The sequence below is a fragment of the Pelagovum pacificum genome, assembly GCF_016134045.1.
GTDB classification, from domain to species: domain Bacteria; phylum Pseudomonadota; class Alphaproteobacteria; order Rhodobacterales; family Rhodobacteraceae; genus Oceanicola; species Oceanicola pacificus_A.
Genome location: NZ_CP065915.1, coordinates 2,782,891 through 2,802,049, shown reverse-complemented (window position 1 = coordinate 2,802,049; position 19,159 = coordinate 2,782,891). Strand labels below are relative to the sequence as shown.

The window sequence follows — 19,159 nt, the reverse complement described above, 5'->3', positions numbered from 1 at the left end:
AAGGGCAATGGCCCTCAGCTGTCCTCGAGGCTGACCCCGGTCGAGATCAGGGCGTCCCTCAAGGCGCTGGTGCCGACCGGCCCCTGCACGAAGGCCGACAGGCCGTAGAGCGGATCGTCCAGACGTGCGACGACGGGGGCGAGCTCATCGACGATATCGGAGCGGCCGGCGACCTTTGCGGCGATCAGCCGGACCGTGTCGACCCCCGGCCCGGCCTGTGGCGCATAGGCTTCGGCGGCTTCCATCGCCGCCTCGCCGTCACCTTCGACAACGGCGGCGACGAACAGGGGAACGTACATGTAGGGCGCGGGCACAGCGCTGCGCCGGATCGCCGCCTCGGCCTCCGTGCCGGCTTCCTCGAACCGGTCGTTGGCCATGTAGGCGTAGGCCAGCACTGCGGCGGCGGTCGGGTTTCCCGGGTTCAGGGCCCGCGCGCGGGAGAGCGCGGCGATCGCCGCCTCGCTGTTGCCCTGGACGTTCAGCACTGCGCCGAACTGCAGGAATGCCGTGTCGCTGAGCGGGTTGACGGCAACGATGTGCTCGGCGGCGTTGAGCGCCTCTTCCGGCGTGTGGCGCGTCGAGATGGCGGAGGTGTCCATCATCTGGAACTCCGGCACCGAATGGGTGACGAGGGCGGACCAGGCCGCGAGCACGGTCGGATCGGTCGAGTCCTGGGCCAGCGGCTCGATACAGTTCCACGCCACGTCGAATTGCTCGGGCTCGTAGTCGAACAGGAAGCGATCGGTTTCCATCACACAGCGGAACGCGGCCAGGTTGTCGCTGTCGGGCAGGCCGAGGTTCTTCGCCATCGTCTGTTCGGCGGCCTGGCTGAAGTCGCCGCCGGGTCCGCCGAGGCGGCCGCTCGCTTCCTCAGAGATCTCGGCCAGCAGTTCGAAATAGTTTTCACCGGCGGTTCGGGTAAAGCGGCGGTGGACAAGTGCGCCGGCATGATCGGTCCGCGAGAGCCGCAGGACGAGGTCGACCTGCGGTTCGAGCGCGAGGATCTCGCCCGAAAGACGGTAATCCGGCTTGATCTCCATCTCGCCGGACGAAGTCGGAGCAACGACACGGACCCGGTCGAACCGCTGGAGGTCGCTGGCAAGCTGGCTCTGGAAGCCGGCCTCGAAGACGTCGTTCGCCGCGTCGCCGGTCATGTTGCGCAGGCGCTCGACCGACACGACGGGATAGTCCCGGATCACCGGCTCGCTGAACTGCGCGATGAGCCGCGAGAGGGAACTGCCCGAGTAGGCGAAGCCGCCGATCAGCGCGAGCAGCAGCAAGACGGCAGCGGCGAGCAGGGCAGGGTGTCTTCGCCTGGTCTTGGCAGTCGGCTCGGCGGCGGGTGCGGGCTCCGCGGGACTGCCTTCGACAAGGACCACGGTGTAGCCGCCACGAGGCAGTTCGATCCGGTCGCCAGTGCGCTCGGGCTCCTCGGCATAGGCGGCGGCGATCGCATCCCGAAGACGGCGCATCCGGACCCGCACGATCGGATCGGACGCCGGGTCGAAACCGGCGTCCCGGTCCATCAGGTCCTGCGCGATCGCCGTCTCGGTCACCCGTCCGGCGCGGCCCGCTTCGGTTTCGCGGACGAGGTAGTCGAGCAGTTCGCGATTTCGGGCCGATCGTGACAGCGCAGGCGCTGCCGCCAGTCGGGCCGCTTCCGCCGCGAGTCTGCTCTGTCCTGGGTCGTCTGCCGGCATCCGTCACCCGATGTCCCGAAGCAACCGACATTTCGGTTACAGACACTATACCGCCCTTTTTCCTTTTGTCGAAACCGCAGTGCGGGCCCTTGTTACACAGATGTTACAGGCCGTATCGGCTGTAGCGAAACCGGGGGACACTGGGTTCGGGGGCGGGGGTCGTTGATAGGGCGCAGCTGAAAGACGCCAAGGAGTCGTCCATGATGCACAAATCCCCCGAGGGCACGACCGACGCGACGCCCGTATCCACCGTTTCCCGTCTCAGCGCCCGCGAGATCGAAGTCCTGTCCCAGGTCGCAAGAGGACAGTCGAGCGCGGAGATCGCGACGCTGCTCGGCATTTCCGCACATACGGTCGAAACCCACATTCGCCGCATCCTCGAGAAGATGCACGTGGCCAGCCGGACCCAAGCCGCCGTCCGTGCCGCGCAGGCGGGCGTGCTGCCGCTGGTTTGATCCGTCTCCCCACACCGGGGCGCCCCTCGGCGCTCCGACGTCACAGTCGGGCAATGCGGCCGCTTGTCCGACCCGTTGCGCCCGGGCCGGCCTCCACTCACCCGGACCGGGCGCGCGAACGGCTCCCCGCCTGCAAGGGCGGGGCGAATCACTAGGGACTGGCCAAGCCGGGCAGTTGAGGTTAGGCTTCAGGTCAGATCCGGGAATAACCCGGACAGGCAGAGGCAGTCGGCGGTGCTTCCATGACGGAAATGGTCCATGGCACGGTGCCAGTGGCGGCAGGGGATCCGATCCTCCCGCGCTGGTGGCGCACAATAGACAAATGGACGATGTCCTGCATCCTGATCCTGTTCGGGATCGGGATGTTGCTCGGTTTCGCGGCGTCTCCGCCGCTGGCGAGCAAGAACGGACTCGATGCGTTCTACTACGTGAAACGGCAGTTCGGCTTCGGCGCGCTCGCCTTGCTGACGATGTTCATCGTGTCGATGATGTCGCCGCAGCTCGTGCGGCGGATCGCGACGATCGGCTTCGCCGCCGCGCTCGCCGCGGTCATGTTGCTGCCGGTCTTCGGCACCGACTTCGGTAAGGGCGCGGTGCGCTGGTATTCCTTCGGCTTCGCATCCGTACAGCCGTCCGAATTCCTCAAGCCCGGCTTCGTTGTCGTCGCCGCATGGTTCATGGCGGCGAGCCAGGAGCTCGGCGGGCCGCCGGGCAAGAGCTATTCCTTCGTGCTGGCGATCATCATCGTCGCCTTCCTCGCGATGCAGCCGGACTTCGGGCAGGCCTGTCTCGTCCTGTTCTCGTGGGGCGTAATGTATTTCGTCGCCGGCGCGCCGATGGCGCTGCTGCTCGGCCTGGCGGGCATGGCCGTCGCGGGCGGGACGTTCGCCTACCACAATTCCGAACACTTCGCGCGCCGCATCGACGGGTTCCTGTCGCCCGAGGTCGATCCCCGCACGCAGCTCGGCTACGCCACGAACGCCATCCGCGAGGGCGGCTTCTTCGGTACGGGCGTCGGCGAGGGCACGGTGAAATGGTCGCTTCCGGACGCGCATACCGACTTCATCATCGCGGTCGCGGCAGAGGAGTACGGCCTGATCCTCGTCCTCGCGATCATCCTTCTGTATTGCACGGTCGTCGTCCGCTCGCTGATCCGCCTGATGCGGGAGCGCGATCCCTTCATCCGCCTCGCCGGCTGCGGGCTGGCCTGTTCCTTCGGCGTCCAGGCGATGATCAACACCGGCGTCGCGGTGCGGCTGCTGCCCGCCAAGGGCATGACGTTGCCCTTCGTCAGCTACGGTGGCTCCTCCGTCATTGCCAGCGGCATCGCGGTCGGCATGTTGCTGGCCTTCACTAGGACGCGGCCGCAGGGCGATCTCGGCGATATCCTCCTCGGGCGGGGCCGGTAAGGTATGGCCGACCCGCTTCTCATCATGGCGGCCGGTGGCACGGGCGGACATATGTTTCCCGCGCAGGCGCTGGCCGAAGCGATGCTTGAGCGCGGCTGGCGGGTGAAGCTGTCGACCGACGCGAGGGGCGCGCGCTACACCGGCAATTTTCCTGACGCGGTTGAGCAGGAAGTGATCTCCTCCGCCACCTTCGCGCGCGGCGGACCGCTGGCGAAGGTCGGTGTGCCGTTCCGCGTGGCAGGCGGCGTGATGGCGGCCCGGCGGTCGATGAAGCGGGACCGGCCGGCGCTGGTCATCGGCTTCGGCGGCTACCCGACGATCCCGGCGCTCTCGGCGGCGACGCTGATGAAAATCCCGCGCTTGATCCATGAACAGAACGGCGTCCTCGGTCGGGTGAACGAGCTGTTCGCCAAGCGGGTCGACGCGGTCGCCTGCGGGACGTGGCCGACCGAACTGCCCGAGGGTGTCGAAGGCACGCACATCGGCAACCCGGTGCGCGGCGCGGTCTTCGCCCGGCAGGGCGCGCCCTATATCAGCCCCGGCGACTACCCGATGTCGATCCTCGTGATGGGCGGCAGCCAGGGTGCGCGCATCCTCTCCGACATCGTGCCGCCGGCAATCAGCGCGCTGCCCCGCGAGATCCGCCAGCATGTCCGCGTCAGCCACCAGGCCCGCGAAGAGGATGTCGAGCGCGTCGCCGACTATTACTACGGCGAGGGCATAGACGCCGACGTGCAGACCTTCTTTCACGACGTTCCCGACCGGATGAGCGAAGCGCAGCTGGTCATCAGCCGCTCCGGCGCCTCGTCGGTCGCGGACATCGGCGTGATCGGCCGCCCCTCGATCCTCGTGCCTCTGGCGAGCGCGATCCGGGACGAGCAGACCGCCAATGCCCGCCGCCTCGTCGAGGCCGGCGCCGCGATCCTCATGCCCGAGAGTAAGCTCCAGGTGGAGTCGCTGTCCGAGCAGATCGAGCTCGTTCTCGGCAACCCGGCCGGGGCCTCCCAGATGGCGCGTGCGGCGATGGGGCAGGCGATACCGGACGCGACGGAGAGGCTCGTCGCACTGGTCGAAGAGACGGCAGCAAAGTAGAGGAAAACTGGGACATGATGGACGGGAGCCTTAAGATGATGGCGCCAACGAAGCTGCCGCTGGACGTGGGTCCGATCCACTTCGTCGGGATCGGCGGGATCGGCATGTCCGGCATCGCCGAAGTGCTGCTGAACCACGGCTACGCCGTGCAGGGCTCCGATCTGAAGTCGACGCCGATCACGGAACGGCTCAAGTCGCTCGGCGCGGAGATCTTCGAGGGCCAGACCGCCGACAACCTCACTGACGCCGAAGTCGTGGTGATTTCCTCCGCCATCAAGCCCGGCAACGCCGAGCTCGACGAAGCGCGGCGCCGTGGCCTCCCCGTCGTCCGCCGGGCCGAGATGCTGGCCGAACTGATGCGCCTGAAGTCCAACGTCGCGGTCGCCGGAACACACGGCAAGACGACGACCACCACCATGGTCGCCTCGCTGCTGGATCACGGCAACTTCGACCCCACCGTCATCAACGGCGGCATCATCCACGCCTACGGCTCCAACGCCCGCGTGGGCGAGGGGGAATGGATGGTCGTCGAGGCGGACGAGAGCGACGGCACCTTCAACCGTCTGCCCGCGACGATCGCCATCGTGACCAACATCGACCCCGAGCACATGGAGCACTGGGGCACCGAGGAAGCGCTGCACAAGGGCTTCTACGATTTCGTCTCCAACATCCCGTTCTACGGTCTCGCCGTCTGCTGCACCGACCATCCCGAAGTGCAGAAGCTGGTGAGCAAGATCACCGACCGCCGCGTCGTGACCTTCGGTTTCAACGCGCAGGCCGACGTGCGCGCGGTGAATCTGACCTACGCCAAGGGCATCGCGCACTTCGATATTGCGCTGCGGAACGAGGAGCGGGTGATCGAGGGCTGCACCCTGCCCATGCCGGGCGACCACAACGTCAGCAACGCCCTGTCGGCCGTTGCCGTCGCGCGCCACCTCGGCATGAAAATTGATGAAATCCGCGAGGCGCTGGCCGCCTTCGGTGGCGTGAACCGCCGCTTCACGCGGGTGGGCGAGGTCGATGGCGTCACGATCATCGACGACTACGGCCACCACCCGGTCGAGATTGCCGCTGTCCTGAAGGCCGCGCGCCAGGCCTCCGAAGGGCGGGTAATCGCCGTTCACCAACCGCACCGCTACTCGCGCCTGCATTCGTTGTTCGAAGATTTCTGCAACTGCTTCAACGAGGCCGACGTCGTCGCCATCGCCGAGGTCTATTCCGCCGGCGAGGACCCGATCGAGGGCGCGAGCCGTGACGACCTCGTCGCCGGCCTGATCCGCGCCGGCCACCGGCACGCCCGCGCCGTCACCTCCGAGGACGATCTGGAACGCCTGGTACGGGAGCAGGCGCGGGACGGCGACATCGTGGTCTGCCTCGGCGCCGGGACGATTAGCGCCTGGGCGAACAACCTTCCCAAGCGGCTCGCGAAGTGAGCGCCGAGATGAGCTGGGAGTGGATCGTTGGTTGGGTCGCGCTTCTGGTCATCGGGGCGAGCGTATCCCGTATCCTGCGCCGGGCCGTCTGGGCCTTCGCGGTCGTGGCCGGCCTTCTGCTCCTGCTGCACTGGAATGAAGATCCCGGCGAGGCGGCGACCGGGTTCGCTGTGCTCGGCGGCGGGCTCGTCGCGATGCGCCCGATGCGGCGGCTTATGATGGGACTGGTCGGATGAGTGCCATAATGGTGCCAGATCCCGGTTCTATCCCGCCGCGGGTCCGTCATTCCGAACCGGAGCAGCAGCCATGACAGCATCCCTCATCGCCGGCATCGTCTGGGTCGTGGTCGCGACCTTCACCGCGATGCTGCCGATCCGCCGGCAGGGCTGGACGGGCCTGCCGCTCCTGGCCGCCGCGCCGGTCCTGATCGTCTGGCTGTCCATCGACCACGGCTGGTGGCTCGGCGCGTTCGCCGTCTTCGCCTTCCTGTCGATGTTCCGCCGTCCGCTTATTTACCTGATCCGCAAGGCCGCGGGCCTGCCCACTGAGGAGATCCCGCGATGAGCCTGTCCCTGATCCTTGTCTGCAGCTGGGTGATCCTCGCGCACGTCATGGCGATGATCCCGTCGAAGGACAGCCACTGGCGGCGTGCTTTCATCCTGATCGTGCTCGGCATTCCGCTGCTCGGCTTCGTGACCTGGCAGAACGGACCGTGGGTCGGACTGATCTGCCTCGCCGCGGGCATGTCGATCCTGCGCTGGCCGATGTATTTCCTCGCCCGCTGGGTCCGGCGTCAGCTGACCCGCAGCGAGAGCAATCGCGTCTGAGAGGATCGCCACGTTGGGCCAGGTCACGATCATCGTTCTCATCGGCATCGCGATCGGGATCGGGCCGGGGTTCGTGCTGACCCGCAAGGGGCGGACCCTGCCGTGGATCCTGTCGATGGTGATGCTGGCGCTCGTCGCGGCCTGGTTCGTGTTCGAGGGCAGGGCGCAGGACAGCGGCTGGGACGCGATCGGCTACGGTATCATCGCCTTCGTGATGATCGCCCCGGTCGCGGTGGGCATCCTCGTCGGTGGTCTCGCCGGCCTTTACCGCCGGAGAAAAGCGGGGCAGACAACGCCCCATGACACAGCTTCCTGAAGTCCGGGGCCGACTGACCCAAGGCCGCCCGCTCGCCGACCTTACCTGGATGCGGGTCGGAGGGCCGGCGGACTGGCTGTTCCAGCCGGCCGATCTCGACGACCTGTCCGACTTTCTTGCCGCGCTTCCGCCCGAGGTGCCGCATTTTCCGATGGGTGTCGGTTCCAACCTGATCGTGCGCGACGGCGGTGTGCGGGGTGTCGTCATCCGGCTTGGCCGTGGCTTCAATGGCACCGAAATCGAGGGCAACCGCGTCCGGGCGGGGGCCGCCGCGCTCGACGCGCAGGTGGCGAAGCGCGCGGCAGCGGCGGGGCTCGACCTGACGTTCCTGCGCACGATCCCCGGTACGATCGGCGGCGCGGTCACGATGAACGCGGGCTGCTACGGCGTCTACACCAAGGACCACCTGGTCGAAGTGACGGTCGTCCTCCGTTCCGGCGAGGTGAAGGTCCTGCCGGCCGAGGCGCTGTCGCTGGCCTATCGTTCCTCCGCGCTGCCAGACGGTGCCGTGATCGTGGACGCGCTGTTCGAGGCGCCCGAGGGCGACGCCGATGCGCTGACCAGGAAGATGGCGGACCAGGTCGCCCGGCGGGACGAGACGCAGCCGACGAAGGACCGCACCGCGGGCTCCACTTTCCGCAATCCGGCGGGCTTTTCCTCGACCGGACGGGATGACGACACGCACGACCTCAAGGCGTGGAAGCTCATCGACGATGCGGGAATGCGCGGCGCGACGGTGGGCGGCGCCGTGATGAACCTGAAACATTCCAACTTCCTGACCAACGCCGGTGATGCGACCGCGCAAGACCTTGAATCGTTGGGCGAGTCCGTCCGAAAAAGGGTTTACGAAACCTCCGGGCTCACGCTAGAGTGGGAAATCATGAGGGTCGGCGAACCGATCCCGTAACAAAACGAGCAGGTACGCCGCGATCCGAAGGCAACGGGTCAAGGCACTCCGGAAATGCAGAAACTGACGGGTCGCGCGAACGGCCCGCGTGAGGCGGTGTCAGAATGACAGGCGGGGAGTCCGCACTGGTTGCAGTCCTGATGGGCGGTCCTTCGGCCGAACGCGAGGTCTCTCTGTCGACCGGCAAGGAGTGCGCGGCTGCCTTGCGCGACGCAGGCTATTCCGTGGTCGAGATCGACGCCGGTGACGACCTCGTCCAGCGCCTAAGGGCGGAAGCCCCCGACAGGGTGTTCAATGCGCTCCACGGCCGGTGGGGCGAGGACGGCTGCGTGCAGGGCCTGCTCGAATGGCTGCGCATTCCCTACACTCATTCCGGCGTGCTCGCCTCCGCCCTGGCCATGGACAAGGAGCGCGCCAAGGCCGCGTTCCGCAACGAGGGCCTGCCGGTCGTCGAAAGCCTGCTTGCCAGCAAGGCCGAGGTCGGACGCGCACACGTGATGGCTCCGCCCTACGTGGTGAAGCCCTACAACGAAGGCTCCTCCGTGGGGGTCTACCTCGTCACGGACGGCGCGAACGGGCCGCCGCTGATGGACGAGAAGATGCCGGAGACGGTCATGGTCGAGACCTACGTTCCCGGCCGCGACCTGACTTGTTCCGTGCTTGATGGCGAGGCGCTCTGCGTCACCGACATCTATTCGGAAGGCTGGTACGACTATCACGCCAAGTATTCCGAGGGCGGCTCGCGCCACGTCGTGCCTGCCGAGGTACCGGCTGACGTCTACGCGGCCTGCACCGATTACGCTGAGCGGGCGCATCGCGTGCTTGGCTGCCGCGGCCTGTCGCGGACCGACTTCCGCTGGGACGACAGCCGCGGGCTCGACGGGCTTGTCGTGTTGGAGACCAACACGCAGCCGGGCATGACGCCGACGTCGCTCGCGCCCGAACAGGCGGCGCATCGCGGTATCTCCTTCCCTGACCTTTGTGCCCGACTGGTGGAGGACGCGTCATGCGATCGGTGAGACGTCGCGCCGCCGCCGCCTCCGTCGCGAACCGGCGCGAGACCACCCGCCGCGATCCGGCGCCGAGCCGCTGGCGCTACCGGTACAACCGCCTGATGCTGTCGCCCGGCTTCACGCGCTTCCTTCGGACTGGCGTGCCACTCATCCTCGTCAGTGCAATCTCCGCGATCTGGGTCTCGCAGCCCGCCAACCGCGAACTGCTGATGGAAAAGTATGCCGAAGTCCGCGACGACTTCCGCAACCGCCCCGAATTCATGGTTGGCTCACTCGCCGTGAAAGGTGCGGATGCCGACCTCGCCCGCCAGATCGGCGAGGTCGTGCAACTCGAATTCCCGATCTCTTCGTTTGAGCTCGACCTCGAAGGTCTGCGCGAGACGGTTTCGGCGGTGAACGCGGTGGAGAGCGCCCGCCTGCAGGTGCGCTCGGGTGGCATCCTCGAAGTCGAGGTCGTGCAGCGCGAACCGGTCGCGGTGTGGCGTGCGCAGGACGGGCTGAAGCTCGTGGATGACACGGGTGCCTTCATCGCACCGCTGGAGGCGCGCGCCGACCGGCCCGATCTGCCGCTCATCGTGGGCGACGGCGCGCGAGACGCGCTCGACGAGGCCCTCGCGCTTTATGCCGCCGCGCGCCCGCTTGGCGAGGACATGCGCGGACTCGTCCGGATGGGTGAGCGCCGCTGGGACGTCGTTCTGGCAGGGGACCAGCGTGTCCTGCTGCCATCGGACGGCGCCGTACAGGCCCTCGAGCGCGTGATTGCGCTGCACGAGGCCAAAGATCTTTTTGGCCGGGACATCTCGGCCGTCGACATGCGCAATGCCGAACGTCCGACGCTCCGTCTCAACCCGCCCGCGATGGCGGCCCTGAGACGGACGAGCGAGACCGACGGAGACTAGGGGAACGGGACGACGATGAAGGAGCTCTACGAAAGCCAGCGGGCGATGCGCAATGTGCGCAGGGCGGCGATGCAACGCGGGGTGATTGCGATCCTCGACGTCGGCACGAGCAAGATCGCCTGCCTCATCCTGCGGTTCGACGGACCGGAACGGTTCAAGGAGAGCGACGGCGTCGGCTCCATGGCCGGGCAAAGCTCCTTCCGCGTGATCGGCGCCGCGACCACCCGCTCGCGCGGGGTGCGCTTCGGCGAGATCGACGCGATGGCCGAGACGGAGCGCGCGATCCGCACCGCTGTGCAGGCCGCGCAGAAGATGGCGCAGGTCCGGGTCGACCACGTGATTGCCTGCATGTCCGGCGCGCGGCCCCGGTCCTACGGGCTCGACGGGTCCATCGATCTGCAGGGGCAGATGGTGGAAGAGGCCGACATCGGTCGCGTGCTCGCCAACTGCGACGTGCCCGACTACGGCCACGGCCGGCACGTGATCCACGCCCAGCCGGTGAACTTCGCGCTCGACCATCGCTCCGGCCTCGCCGATCCGCGCGGCCAGATCGGCAACAAGCTGACCTGCGACATGCACCTGCTGACGGTCGAGGACATGGCCGTGCAGCACCTGATCCACGCGGTGAACCGCTGCGACCTCGACATCGCGGGGCTGGCGAGTTCGGCCTATGTCTCCGGCGTCTCGTCTCTGGTCGAGGATGAGCAGGAGCTGGGCGCGGCCTGCATCGACATGGGCGGCGGCTCCACCGGCATTTCGATCTTCATGCGCAAGCACATGATCTACGCCGACAGCGTGCGTCTTGGCGGCGATCACGTGACCAGCGACATCTCGATGGGGCTACAGGTCTCGATGTCGGTCGCGGAACGCATCAAGACCTTCTACGGCGGCCTCGTCGCCACCGGCATGGACGACCGCGAACAGATCGAGATCGGCGGCGACACCGGTGACTGGGAACTCGACCGCCGCAAGGTGAGCCGGGCGGAGCTGATCGGCATCATGCGCCCCCGCGTCGAGGAGATCCTCGAGGAAGTACGCGCCCGCCTCGACGCCGCCGGCTTCGAGCATCTGCCGAGCCAGCAGATCGTGCTGACCGGCGGAGCGAGCCAGATCCCAGGCCTCGACGGGCTGGCCTCCAAGATTCTCGGCCAGCAGGTGCGGCTCGGCCGTCCGCTGCGCGTCCAGGGGCTGCCGCAGGCGGCGACCGGCGCGGCCTTCGCGTCGGCGGTTGGTCTGTCGCTCTTCGCGGCCCATCCCCAGGACGAATGGTGGGATTTCGAGATCCCCGCCGAACGCTACCCGGCCCGCAGCTTCAAGCGCGCGGTGAAGTGGTTCAAGGACAACTGGTAAGGGCAGGGGAACGGCCTGCACAGGCCGTTCGCCGCTCCGCCGCGGCCATCATTTCGAAATGCCTTGCCGCCCGGAATCCCCGGCGGTAGGACTATATCCACAGAGTCGCCCACAGCAGAGGCGGCCAGATACGGCAGACCGAGCAGTCGCCATGACCAGAATCGCCGACCGGGACCGACGCAGCGCGCGCTGCGGCGCGCATTCCTGACGACGCCATATATCGTAGCCGGCAGTCTTCAGCCCGCTACAGATCGGAGAACCGGCATGATGTCGCCGGCTCCGAGGTCGTTTCGCGCATATTTTGTGGATTTATTGCGGTTTTGGCGTGACGAGCCGAGTCACGATCGTTAGGATTGTGCAATAGAGGTAAAAACGGCCTGGCGGGACGGGTCGGCAAAAGAACAGGCGGACTGACATGACATTGAATCTCTCCATGCCGGGGCACGAAGAGCTCAAGCCGCGCATCACCGTTTTCGGCGTTGGTGGCGCGGGCGGCAACGCGGTCAACAACATGATCGAGAAGCAGCTGGACGGGGTGGAGTTCGTCGTCGCGAACACCGACGCCCAGGCTCTTCAGCAGTCGATGGCGCCCGCCAAGATCCAGATGGGCGTGAAAGTGACCGAAGGGCTCGGCGCAGGCGCCCGGGCCACCGTCGGTGCTGCGGCCGCCGAGGAAAGCATCGAACAGATCGTCGATCACCTCGCCGGGGCGCACATGTGCTTCATCACCGCTGGCATGGGCGGCGGCACCGGCACCGGTGCGGCCCCGATCATCGCGCAGGCCGCGCGTGAGCTTGGCGTGCTGACCGTCGGCGTCGTCACCAAGCCGTTCCAGTTCGAAGGCGGCAAGCGGATGAAGCAGGCCGAGGACGGCGTCGAAGCCCTCCAGAAGGTCGTCGATACGCTCATCATCATCCCGAACCAGAACCTCTTCCGCCTCGCCAACGAAAACACGACCTTCACCGAAGCCTTCGCGCTCGCCGACGATGTGCTCTACCAGGGTGTGAAGGGCGTGACCGACCTCATGGTTCGTCCGGGTCTCATCAACCTCGACTTCGCCGACGTCCGCGCCGTGATGGACGAAATGGGCAAGGCCATGATGGGCACGGGCGAGGCCGAAGGCGAACATCGCGCCATCCAGGCCGCCGAGAAGGCCATAGCGAACCCGCTGCTCGACGAGATCAGCCTGAACGGCGCCAAGGGCGTGCTCATCAACATCACGGGTGGCTACGACCTCACCCTGTTCGAGCTCGACGAGGCGGCCAACCAGATCCGCGAGAAGGTGGACCCGGAAGCCAACATCATCGTCGGCTCCACGCTGGACACCGACATGGAAGGCAAGATGCGCGTCTCCGTCGTCGCCACCGGCATCGACGCGGTCGAGCGTGCCAACGAAACGCCGGTGCCGCGCCGTGCGATGTCGTCGGTGACGCCGCGCAACGCGCCCGAGCCCAAAGCCGCGCCCGAGCCCGCACCGGTTCCGCGTCAGGCCCCGGCCGCTGCCGCCCCGACCCCGCGCCCGGCCGAACCAGCCCCGCGCCAGCAGCCCGAGCCGAGCCTCTTCGATGACGAGGAAACCGCCTCCGAGCAGGCCGAAGACATCTTCGAGGACGATTACGCCGACGACGAACTGCCGCCCCCGGCCTACCGGCCCCGGCCCGAGCCGTCGCTCGATGCCGACAGCGACAACTTCATCGCACCGCGCGCACCGTCCGCCGGTCAGCCGTCGTCCGAGGCCGTCGATCGCCTGCGCGCCGCCGTTGCCAAGGCTCCGGCCGAGCGGAGCAGCGGTCATGTCGCTGGCGAACGCCGCGAGCGTGACGAGGACGAAGATCGCCCCCGCTTCGGGATCAATTCGCTGATCAACCGGATGACCGGCCACGCCGCCGAGCAGCCGAACCAGCGCCCGCAGCCGCAGGTTCGCACCCTGCATCAGGATCACTCCGAGCCGGAGCCCGATCCCGAGCAGGAACGGATCGAGATCCCGGCCTTCCTGCGCCGCCAGGCGAACTGACCTACCGCCGCCCCGTTTCAGGCGCGGGGCGGGCGGACGACCTCCAGGGGTCGAAAGGGGCCGGCTTCCCCCAGAGCCGGCCCCATTTTCATGCCCGCGTTGCGAATCCGGAAGGCCGCCCGGTCGATCCGGAAAATGCATGAAAAGCAGGCGCTTGCAGGCGACATAGCCGGCCGGTGAGTCCCGATTGCCGCACTGCGGCAGCGATGTTTCAGACGGTTGCAAAGAGTGAGTTGAGGGATTGGCACCCCACCACTACGTCGGGTGTTAACGAAACACTGACCCGTCCGAAAACGAACGCCTGAACGGAAACTGACCCTTGCAACGCACGCTCGAACAACCTGTCTGGTTCAAAGGCACCGGCCTGCACACGGGCCGGCCTGTTCGCATGGGCCTGTTCCCGGCGCCGGTCAATCACGGCATCGTCTTCGTACGCGGCGATCTCGGCGCGGCCCGAATCCCGGCGCGTTGGGACCTTGTCCAGCAATCCCCGCTGATGACCCGCATCGTGTCGGAAGAGGGCGCTGACGTCTCCACGGTCGAACACGTGATGGCAGCGCTCGCCGGATGTGGAATCACCAACGCCCGCATCGCGCTCGACGGACCCGAAGCGCCGATCGTCGACGGATCCGCCGCGCCGTTCGTGAAAGGCATCCTCGATGCCGGGATCACGACGCAGGGCGCAGCGCAATCGGCGATCAAGGTACTTCGTCCGGTCGAGGTCCGCGTCGGCGACGCCTACGCGCGCCTTTCGCCTGCGACGTCCCTGCAGATCGAGTTCGAGATCGAGTTCACCGACGGCGCGATCGGCCACCAGCACAAAGTGCTGAACATGGCCAACGGCGCCTTCGTCCGTGAGCTGTGCGACAGCCGGACCTTCTGCCGCAATCGTGATGTCGAGGCGATGCGCGCCAATGGCCTCGCGCTCGGCGGCACCATGGAGAATGCCGTCGTCTTCGAAGGCGACCTCGTCCTGTCCCCCGGCGGCCTGCGCCACCGGGACGAGCCGGTGCGGCACAAGATGCTCGACGCGCTCGGCGACCTCGCACTCGCCGGGGCGCCGCTGCTTGGCCGTTATACGGGCATCCGGGCGGGTCACTCGGTGACCAACGCGCTTCTGCGCAAGCTGTTTGCGGATCCGACGAACTATGCCCACGTGGCTTGCGACAGCTCCATGGCGGCACGGCTGCCGGGCTCCGGCCTCGATCGCGCCGATCTGCACGCTGTCGCGTGACCGTGACCATTCCGGTCAAAAGTCCGTTTTGCCCCGTTTTCTTCTGTGCTAGGGAACTGATACCCTGCAGCTGCCAACAGGCAGGGACCTAGAGAAGAGCAGGACGAGGACGGGGGATGGCAGGCCGAATTCAAGTGGCATCGCGCCGGATCCGGACGATGGTCCTGCTGGCGGCCATCACCGGGGTGACCGCATGCGGGGGCTTCAACGCCCGCAATCCGGGACCTCTGGATGGGTACAGCGCGCAGGAAATCTTTCAGCGGGGCGAGTTCGAACTGAACCGCAACCGGGCCGACGACGCGGCCTATTACTTCGGTGAGATCGAGCGGCTCTATCCCTATTCGCAATATGCGAAGCGGGCGCTCATCATGCAGGCCGCGGCCTATCACCAGGACCGCGACTACCCGAACGCGCGCGCTGCCGCGCAGCGATTCATCGACTTCTTCCCGGCGGACGAAGATGCCGCCTATGCCAGCTATCTGCTGGCGCTGTCCTACTACGACCAGATCGACGAGATCGGCCGCGATCAGGGCCTGACCTTCCAGGCGCTGCAATCGCTGCGCACCGTGATCGAGGTCTATCCCGACAGCGAATACGCGCGATCCGCGATCCTGAAATTCGACCTCGCCTTCGACCACCTCGCCGCGAAGGAGATGGAGGTCGGGCGCTACTACCTGAAGCGCAACCACTTCGCCGCCGCCACGAACCGCTTCCGGGTCGTGGTCGAGGACTTCCAGACCACCAGCCACACGCCCGAGGCGCTGCATCGTCTGGTGGAGGCCTACCTGTCGCTCGGCCTTACGGACGAGGCGCAGACGGCCGGCGCTATCCTCGGTCACAACTACCAGTCGACCGTCTGGTATCAGGAAAGCTACGCGCTGCTGACGGGTGAGGGGCTGGAGATGCGGGCGACCGGCGACAATTGGCTGGCCTCCATCTACCGACAGATGGTGCGGGGCGAATGGCTTTGAGGTAAGGCGGGGCAGACACTCCGCTCTACATCACAGAACATGCTGCGCACCCTCGACATCAAGGACATGCTGATCATCGACCGGCTGGAGCTCGAGTTCCAGTCCGGCCTCAACGTGTTGACGGGTGAGACCGGGGCCGGCAAGTCGATCCTGCTCGACGCGCTCGGCTTCGTGCTGGGTTGGCGGGGCAGGGCGGAACTGGTCCGCGCCGGGGCCGACCAGGGTGAAGTGACGGCGGTCTTCGACCTGCCTGCCGGACACCCCTGCGTGCCGGTGCTCGACGAGGCCGGGATCGACACCGACGATGGTGAGCTGATCCTGCGCCGCGTCAACAGCAAGGATGGCCGCAAGACCGCATGGGTCAACGGCACCCGCGCCACGGGCGAGCTGCTGCGCAACCTGTCCGACCGGCTGGTCGAGCTGCACGGCCAGCACGACGACCGGGGCCTGCTGAACCCGCGTGGCCACCGCGCGCTGCTCGATGAGTTTGCCGGCAGCGACCTCGCCTCCGTACGGCAGGCCTGGACCGGATGGCGCAAGGCCCGCACCGCGCTGGCGGAGGCGAAGGACTCGCTGGGCGCGCTCAAGGACGAGGAAGAGTTCCTGCGCCACGCCGTCGGTGAGCTCGATCTGCTGGACCCGAAGCCGGGCGAGGAGGAGGAGCTCGACTCCCGCCGCCGCCTGATGCAGTCGGCCGAACGCATTCGCACCGACATCGCCCGCGCGCATCAGGCGCTGACCGGCGATGGCGCTGAGGGGATGATCTCGGACGCGGCGCGCTGGCTCGACGGGGCTGCCGAGGGGGCCGAGGGTCGCCTCGATGCGCCGCTCGAGGCGCTGGCCCGCGCGATGGACGCGCTCGGCGAGGCCGAGCAGGGGGTCGCGGATTGTCTCGAAGCGCTCGATTTCGACCCTCACGCGCTGGAAGCGGTCGAAGAGCGGCTCTTCGCGCTGCGCGGCCTTGCGCGGAAACATGACGTTCTGCCGGATGAGCTCGGCACCTTCGCGGAAGGCCTTCGCGCGCGGCTGGAGCGGCTCGACGCCTCCGACTCCGACCTCGCGCAGCTGGAAGTCGACGAACGCAAGGCGGCTGAGGCCTACGATGCTGCCGCCGGCAAGTTGTCGGAGACGCGCCGCAAGGCCGGCGTGAAGCTCGAGAAGGCCATGACTGGCGAGCTGACGCCGCTCAAGATGGAGCGTGCCGTCTTCCGGGTCGACCTTGCCGATGCCGACCCGGGCCCGGAGGGACGCGACGCGGTCACGTTCCTCGTGGCGACCAACCCGGGCGCGCGGGCGGGCGCGTTGAACAAGATCGCCTCGGGCGGTGAGCTGTCACGCTTCCTTCTCGCGCTCAAGGTCTGCCTGACGCGAGACAGCGCCGGGCTGACCATGATCTTCGACGAGATCGACCGCGGAGTTGGTGGCGCGACCGCCGCCGCCGTCGGTCGTCGCCTCGCCCAGCTGGCCGAGGGTGGGCAGGTCCTTGTCGTCACCCACTCTCCCCAAGTTGCCGCGCTCGGCGGCCACCACTGGCGCGTCGAGAAACGGCAGGGCAAGGACGAGACGACCTCAACCGTTGTGCCGCTCGACCGGGACGAGCGGGTGGACGAGATCGCCCGCATGTTGTCTGGCGATACGCTGACCGACGCGGCCCGCGACGCCGCCCGTGCCCTTATCGCAGGGTAAGTCTACCCGCGGGGTGTTGCCGAAACCTTAAAACGGTCATCCTCGATAGTCCGCTGGTGCAAGGTGCGTCTCTGCCCCCGGCACGATGTCTGTGTTCTGCGCGGCAACCGCCTGCCAGCCATCGGCGGTCCGTTTGGCGACGAACGCCAGGATCGTGCGCCGCGTCCCGGCAGGTCCACCGTCCGGCGCGGTCTGGCCGGTGAGGATCAGCCGCGCCTGTACGACCGCGTGATCCTTGCCCAGCATTCGCACTTTGACGCGGCCGACCTGCAAGCGACTGTCGGCGAAGATCGTTCTCAGCCCGTAGGCGTGAGCCTTCTCGATCGCGGCGCGATCCTCCCACCAGATGCCGACCACGTTCACGAAGTCCGCATCCTCTGCGAACAGCGCGGCAAGTGCAGACGCGTCCCGCGCCGCCCATGCCGTCGCAAAGGCGACCGGCAAGTCCCCGGGGGAGGCAGGCAGGCTCATCCCGTTGCCGGTACGACCTTGCCGGGATTGAGGATGCCGTTCGGATCGAGCGCCCGCTTGATCGTCGACATCATGTCCCAGGCGGGGCCGTGCTCCGTCGCCATGTATTTCTGCTTGCCGATGCCGACGCCATGTTCGCCGGTCGCCGTGCCGCCCATCTCGAGCGCCCGCTCGACCATGGCCGAGGAGACCTTTTCGGCCGCGATCCGCTCTTCCTCGGACCCGTCGAGCAAGAGGATCGCGTGGTAGTTGCCGTCGCCCACGTGACCGAGGATCGGGGCCTGAAGGCCGGCGGCCTCGATGTCGGCCTGCGTCGCGGCGACGGCTTCGGCCAGTCGCGAGACCGGCACGCAGACATCCGTAACGATCGCCCGCGAGCCGGGGCGCGAGGCGAGGATCGCCCAGTAGGCATGGTGGCGCATCTCCCAAAGCCGCGTCCGGTCTTCGGTCTTCGTCGACCAGTCGAAGCCGGAACAGCCGTGCTCGGTCACGATCTCGCCGAACCGTTCGGCCTGCTCGGCGACGGCGGCAGGCGTGCCGTGGAATTCGACGAACAGGTGCGGTGTCTCCGGGAAGTCGGCCTTCGAATATCCGTTAACCGCCGCCACCGTCGCGGCGTCGAGGAACTCGATCCGGGCCATTGGGATGCCGGTAAGGATCACTTCGGTCACCGCATCGACTGCCGAGCCGATATCGCCGAAGGCGCAGACCCCGGCGGAGACGGCCTCCGGCTGGCCCTGCAGGCGCAGCGTCACCTCGGTGATGAGGCCGAGCGTCCCTTCCGAACCAACGAACAGCGAGGTCAGGTCATAGCCCGACGAGGATTTCGGCGCCGCGGAGCCCGTGCGGATCACCTCGCCCGATGCCGTCACGACTTCCAGCGCGGCGACGTTGTCGCGCATCGTTCCGTAGCGCACAGCCGTGGTCCCCGAAGCCCGCGTCGCGACCATCCCCCCGATCGAGGCATTCGCCCCCGGGTCGACCGGAAAGAACAGCCCCGTTGCGCGCAGCTCCGTGTTCAGCGCCTCGCGGGTGATGCCGGGCTGGACGCGGGCGACCATGTCCTCTGCCCGGACCTCCAGCACCGAAGCCATGCGTGAGAAATCGACCGCCACCCCGCCAGTCGTCGCGAGCGCTCCGCCTTCGAGCGACGTACCCGCGCCCCAGCCGATCACGGGGCAACCGTGCTGGTTGCAAATCTTCAGGATGCCCGCGACCTCGGCGGTGTCCTGTGGATAGGCCACGGCATCGGGCGGGGTGAGGGGGTAATGGCTTTCGGAAGCGCCGTGCGCCTCCAGATCGGCCTTGGAGCGGCTCAGGCGATCCCCTAGGAGAGTAGAGAGAGCGTCGAGCGCGGCGGGGATGTCGATGGTCATGGGGTC

The 19,159-nt window shown here is 67.4% G+C and carries 19 protein-coding genes; 16 read left to right on the top strand and 3 right to left on the bottom strand.

What is annotated here, in order from left to right; genetic code table 11:
- Positions 1-14: 14 nt before the first annotated feature.
- The gene (locus I8N54_RS13730; RefSeq protein WP_140197503.1) at positions 15-1,700 is read right to left on the bottom strand and encodes a tetratricopeptide repeat protein; all 1,686 of its coding nucleotides are present in this window, start codon (positions 1,698-1,700) and stop codon (positions 15-17) included.
- Positions 1,701-1,900: 200 nt separating this feature from the next.
- On the opposite strand from I8N54_RS13730, the gene I8N54_RS13725 reads away from it, so the two are divergent.
- From I8N54_RS13725 to recN, 16 genes are all read left to right on the top strand, one after another.
- On the top strand, positions 1,901-2,155 hold the full coding sequence (locus I8N54_RS13725) for a response regulator transcription factor (RefSeq protein WP_140197504.1): 255 nt from the start codon (positions 1,901-1,903) through the stop codon (positions 2,153-2,155).
- A 242-nt stretch (positions 2,156-2,397) separates the two neighbouring features.
- Complete coding sequence (gene ftsW, locus I8N54_RS13720) at positions 2,398-3,564, top strand: putative lipid II flippase FtsW (protein WP_140197505.1); 1,167 nt, start codon at positions 2,398-2,400, stop codon at positions 3,562-3,564.
- A gap of 3 nt (positions 3,565-3,567) precedes the next feature.
- A complete protein-coding gene (locus I8N54_RS13715) occupies positions 3,568-4,656 on the top strand; it encodes a UDP-N-acetylglucosamine--N-acetylmuramyl-(pentapeptide) pyrophosphoryl-undecaprenol N-acetylglucosamine transferase (protein ID WP_140197506.1) in 1,089 nt (362 codons plus the stop codon).
- Between the two features lie 35 nt (positions 4,657-4,691).
- A complete protein-coding gene (murC, locus tag I8N54_RS13710; protein WP_140197507.1) occupies positions 4,692-6,089 on the top strand; it encodes a UDP-N-acetylmuramate--L-alanine ligase in 1,398 nt (465 codons plus the stop codon).
- Between the two features lie 8 nt (positions 6,090-6,097).
- Positions 6,098-6,325, top strand: coding sequence for a hypothetical protein (locus tag I8N54_RS13705; protein WP_140197508.1), 228 nt, complete (start codon positions 6,098-6,100; stop codon positions 6,323-6,325).
- Positions 6,326-6,395: 70 nt separating this feature from the next.
- Positions 6,396-6,653, top strand: coding sequence for a DUF2484 family protein (locus I8N54_RS13700; protein ID WP_140197509.1), 258 nt, complete (start codon positions 6,396-6,398; stop codon positions 6,651-6,653).
- On the top strand, positions 6,650-6,916 hold the full coding sequence (locus I8N54_RS13695) for a DUF2484 family protein (protein WP_140197510.1): 267 nt from the start codon (positions 6,650-6,652) through the stop codon (positions 6,914-6,916). Before I8N54_RS13700 ends, I8N54_RS13695 begins: the two co-directional genes overlap by 4 nt.
- Before the next feature lie 13 nt (positions 6,917-6,929).
- Positions 6,930-7,232 (top strand): hypothetical protein, encoded by a 303-nt coding sequence (locus I8N54_RS13690; RefSeq protein ID WP_140197511.1) that lies wholly within the window; start codon positions 6,930-6,932, stop codon positions 7,230-7,232.
- Complete coding sequence (gene murB, locus I8N54_RS13685) at positions 7,216-8,139, top strand: UDP-N-acetylmuramate dehydrogenase (protein WP_140197512.1); 924 nt, start codon at positions 7,216-7,218, stop codon at positions 8,137-8,139. Before I8N54_RS13690 ends, murB begins: the two co-directional genes overlap by 17 nt.
- A gap of 104 nt (positions 8,140-8,243) precedes the next feature.
- Positions 8,244-9,158 carry a D-alanine--D-alanine ligase gene (locus tag I8N54_RS13680; protein WP_232790398.1) on the top strand — a complete coding sequence of 305 codons (915 nt, stop codon included), beginning with the start codon at positions 8,244-8,246 and terminating at the stop codon, positions 9,156-9,158.
- Positions 9,146-10,051 (top strand): cell division protein FtsQ/DivIB, encoded by a 906-nt coding sequence (locus I8N54_RS13675; protein ID WP_140197514.1) that lies wholly within the window; start codon positions 9,146-9,148, stop codon positions 10,049-10,051. Before I8N54_RS13680 ends, I8N54_RS13675 begins: the two co-directional genes overlap by 13 nt.
- 15 nt (positions 10,052-10,066) lie before the next feature.
- The gene (ftsA, locus tag I8N54_RS13670) at positions 10,067-11,401 is read left to right on the top strand and encodes a cell division protein FtsA (protein ID WP_140197515.1); all 1,335 of its coding nucleotides are present in this window, start codon (positions 10,067-10,069) and stop codon (positions 11,399-11,401) included.
- 415 nt (positions 11,402-11,816) lie between these two features.
- The gene (gene ftsZ, locus I8N54_RS13665) at positions 11,817-13,415 is read left to right on the top strand and encodes a cell division protein FtsZ (RefSeq protein WP_140197516.1); all 1,599 of its coding nucleotides are present in this window, start codon (positions 11,817-11,819) and stop codon (positions 13,413-13,415) included.
- 319 nt (positions 13,416-13,734) lie between these two features.
- Entirely contained in the window at positions 13,735-14,649 is a 915-nt protein-coding gene (gene lpxC / locus I8N54_RS13660; RefSeq protein ID WP_140197517.1) for a UDP-3-O-acyl-N-acetylglucosamine deacetylase, read from the top strand.
- A 158-nt stretch (positions 14,650-14,807) separates the two neighbouring features.
- Positions 14,808-15,620 carry an outer membrane protein assembly factor BamD gene (locus I8N54_RS13655; protein ID WP_408635374.1) on the top strand — a complete coding sequence of 271 codons (813 nt, stop codon included), beginning with the start codon at positions 14,808-14,810 and terminating at the stop codon, positions 15,618-15,620.
- Between the two features lie 39 nt (positions 15,621-15,659).
- Positions 15,660-17,306 (top strand): DNA repair protein RecN, encoded by a 1,647-nt coding sequence (gene recN / locus I8N54_RS13650; RefSeq protein WP_140197519.1) that lies wholly within the window; start codon positions 15,660-15,662, stop codon positions 17,304-17,306.
- Positions 17,307-17,342: 36 nt separating this feature from the next.
- Here the strand turns inward: recN and I8N54_RS13645 are convergent, their stop codons facing one another.
- Positions 17,343-17,777, bottom strand: coding sequence for an SgcJ/EcaC family oxidoreductase (locus tag I8N54_RS13645; RefSeq protein ID WP_140197520.1), 435 nt, complete (start codon positions 17,775-17,777; stop codon positions 17,343-17,345).
- A complete protein-coding gene (locus I8N54_RS13640; protein WP_140197576.1) occupies positions 17,774-19,147 on the bottom strand; it encodes an FAD-binding oxidoreductase in 1,374 nt (457 codons plus the stop codon). Before I8N54_RS13640 ends, I8N54_RS13645 begins: the two co-directional genes overlap by 4 nt.
- Between the last annotated feature and the right edge of the window lie 12 nt (positions 19,148-19,159).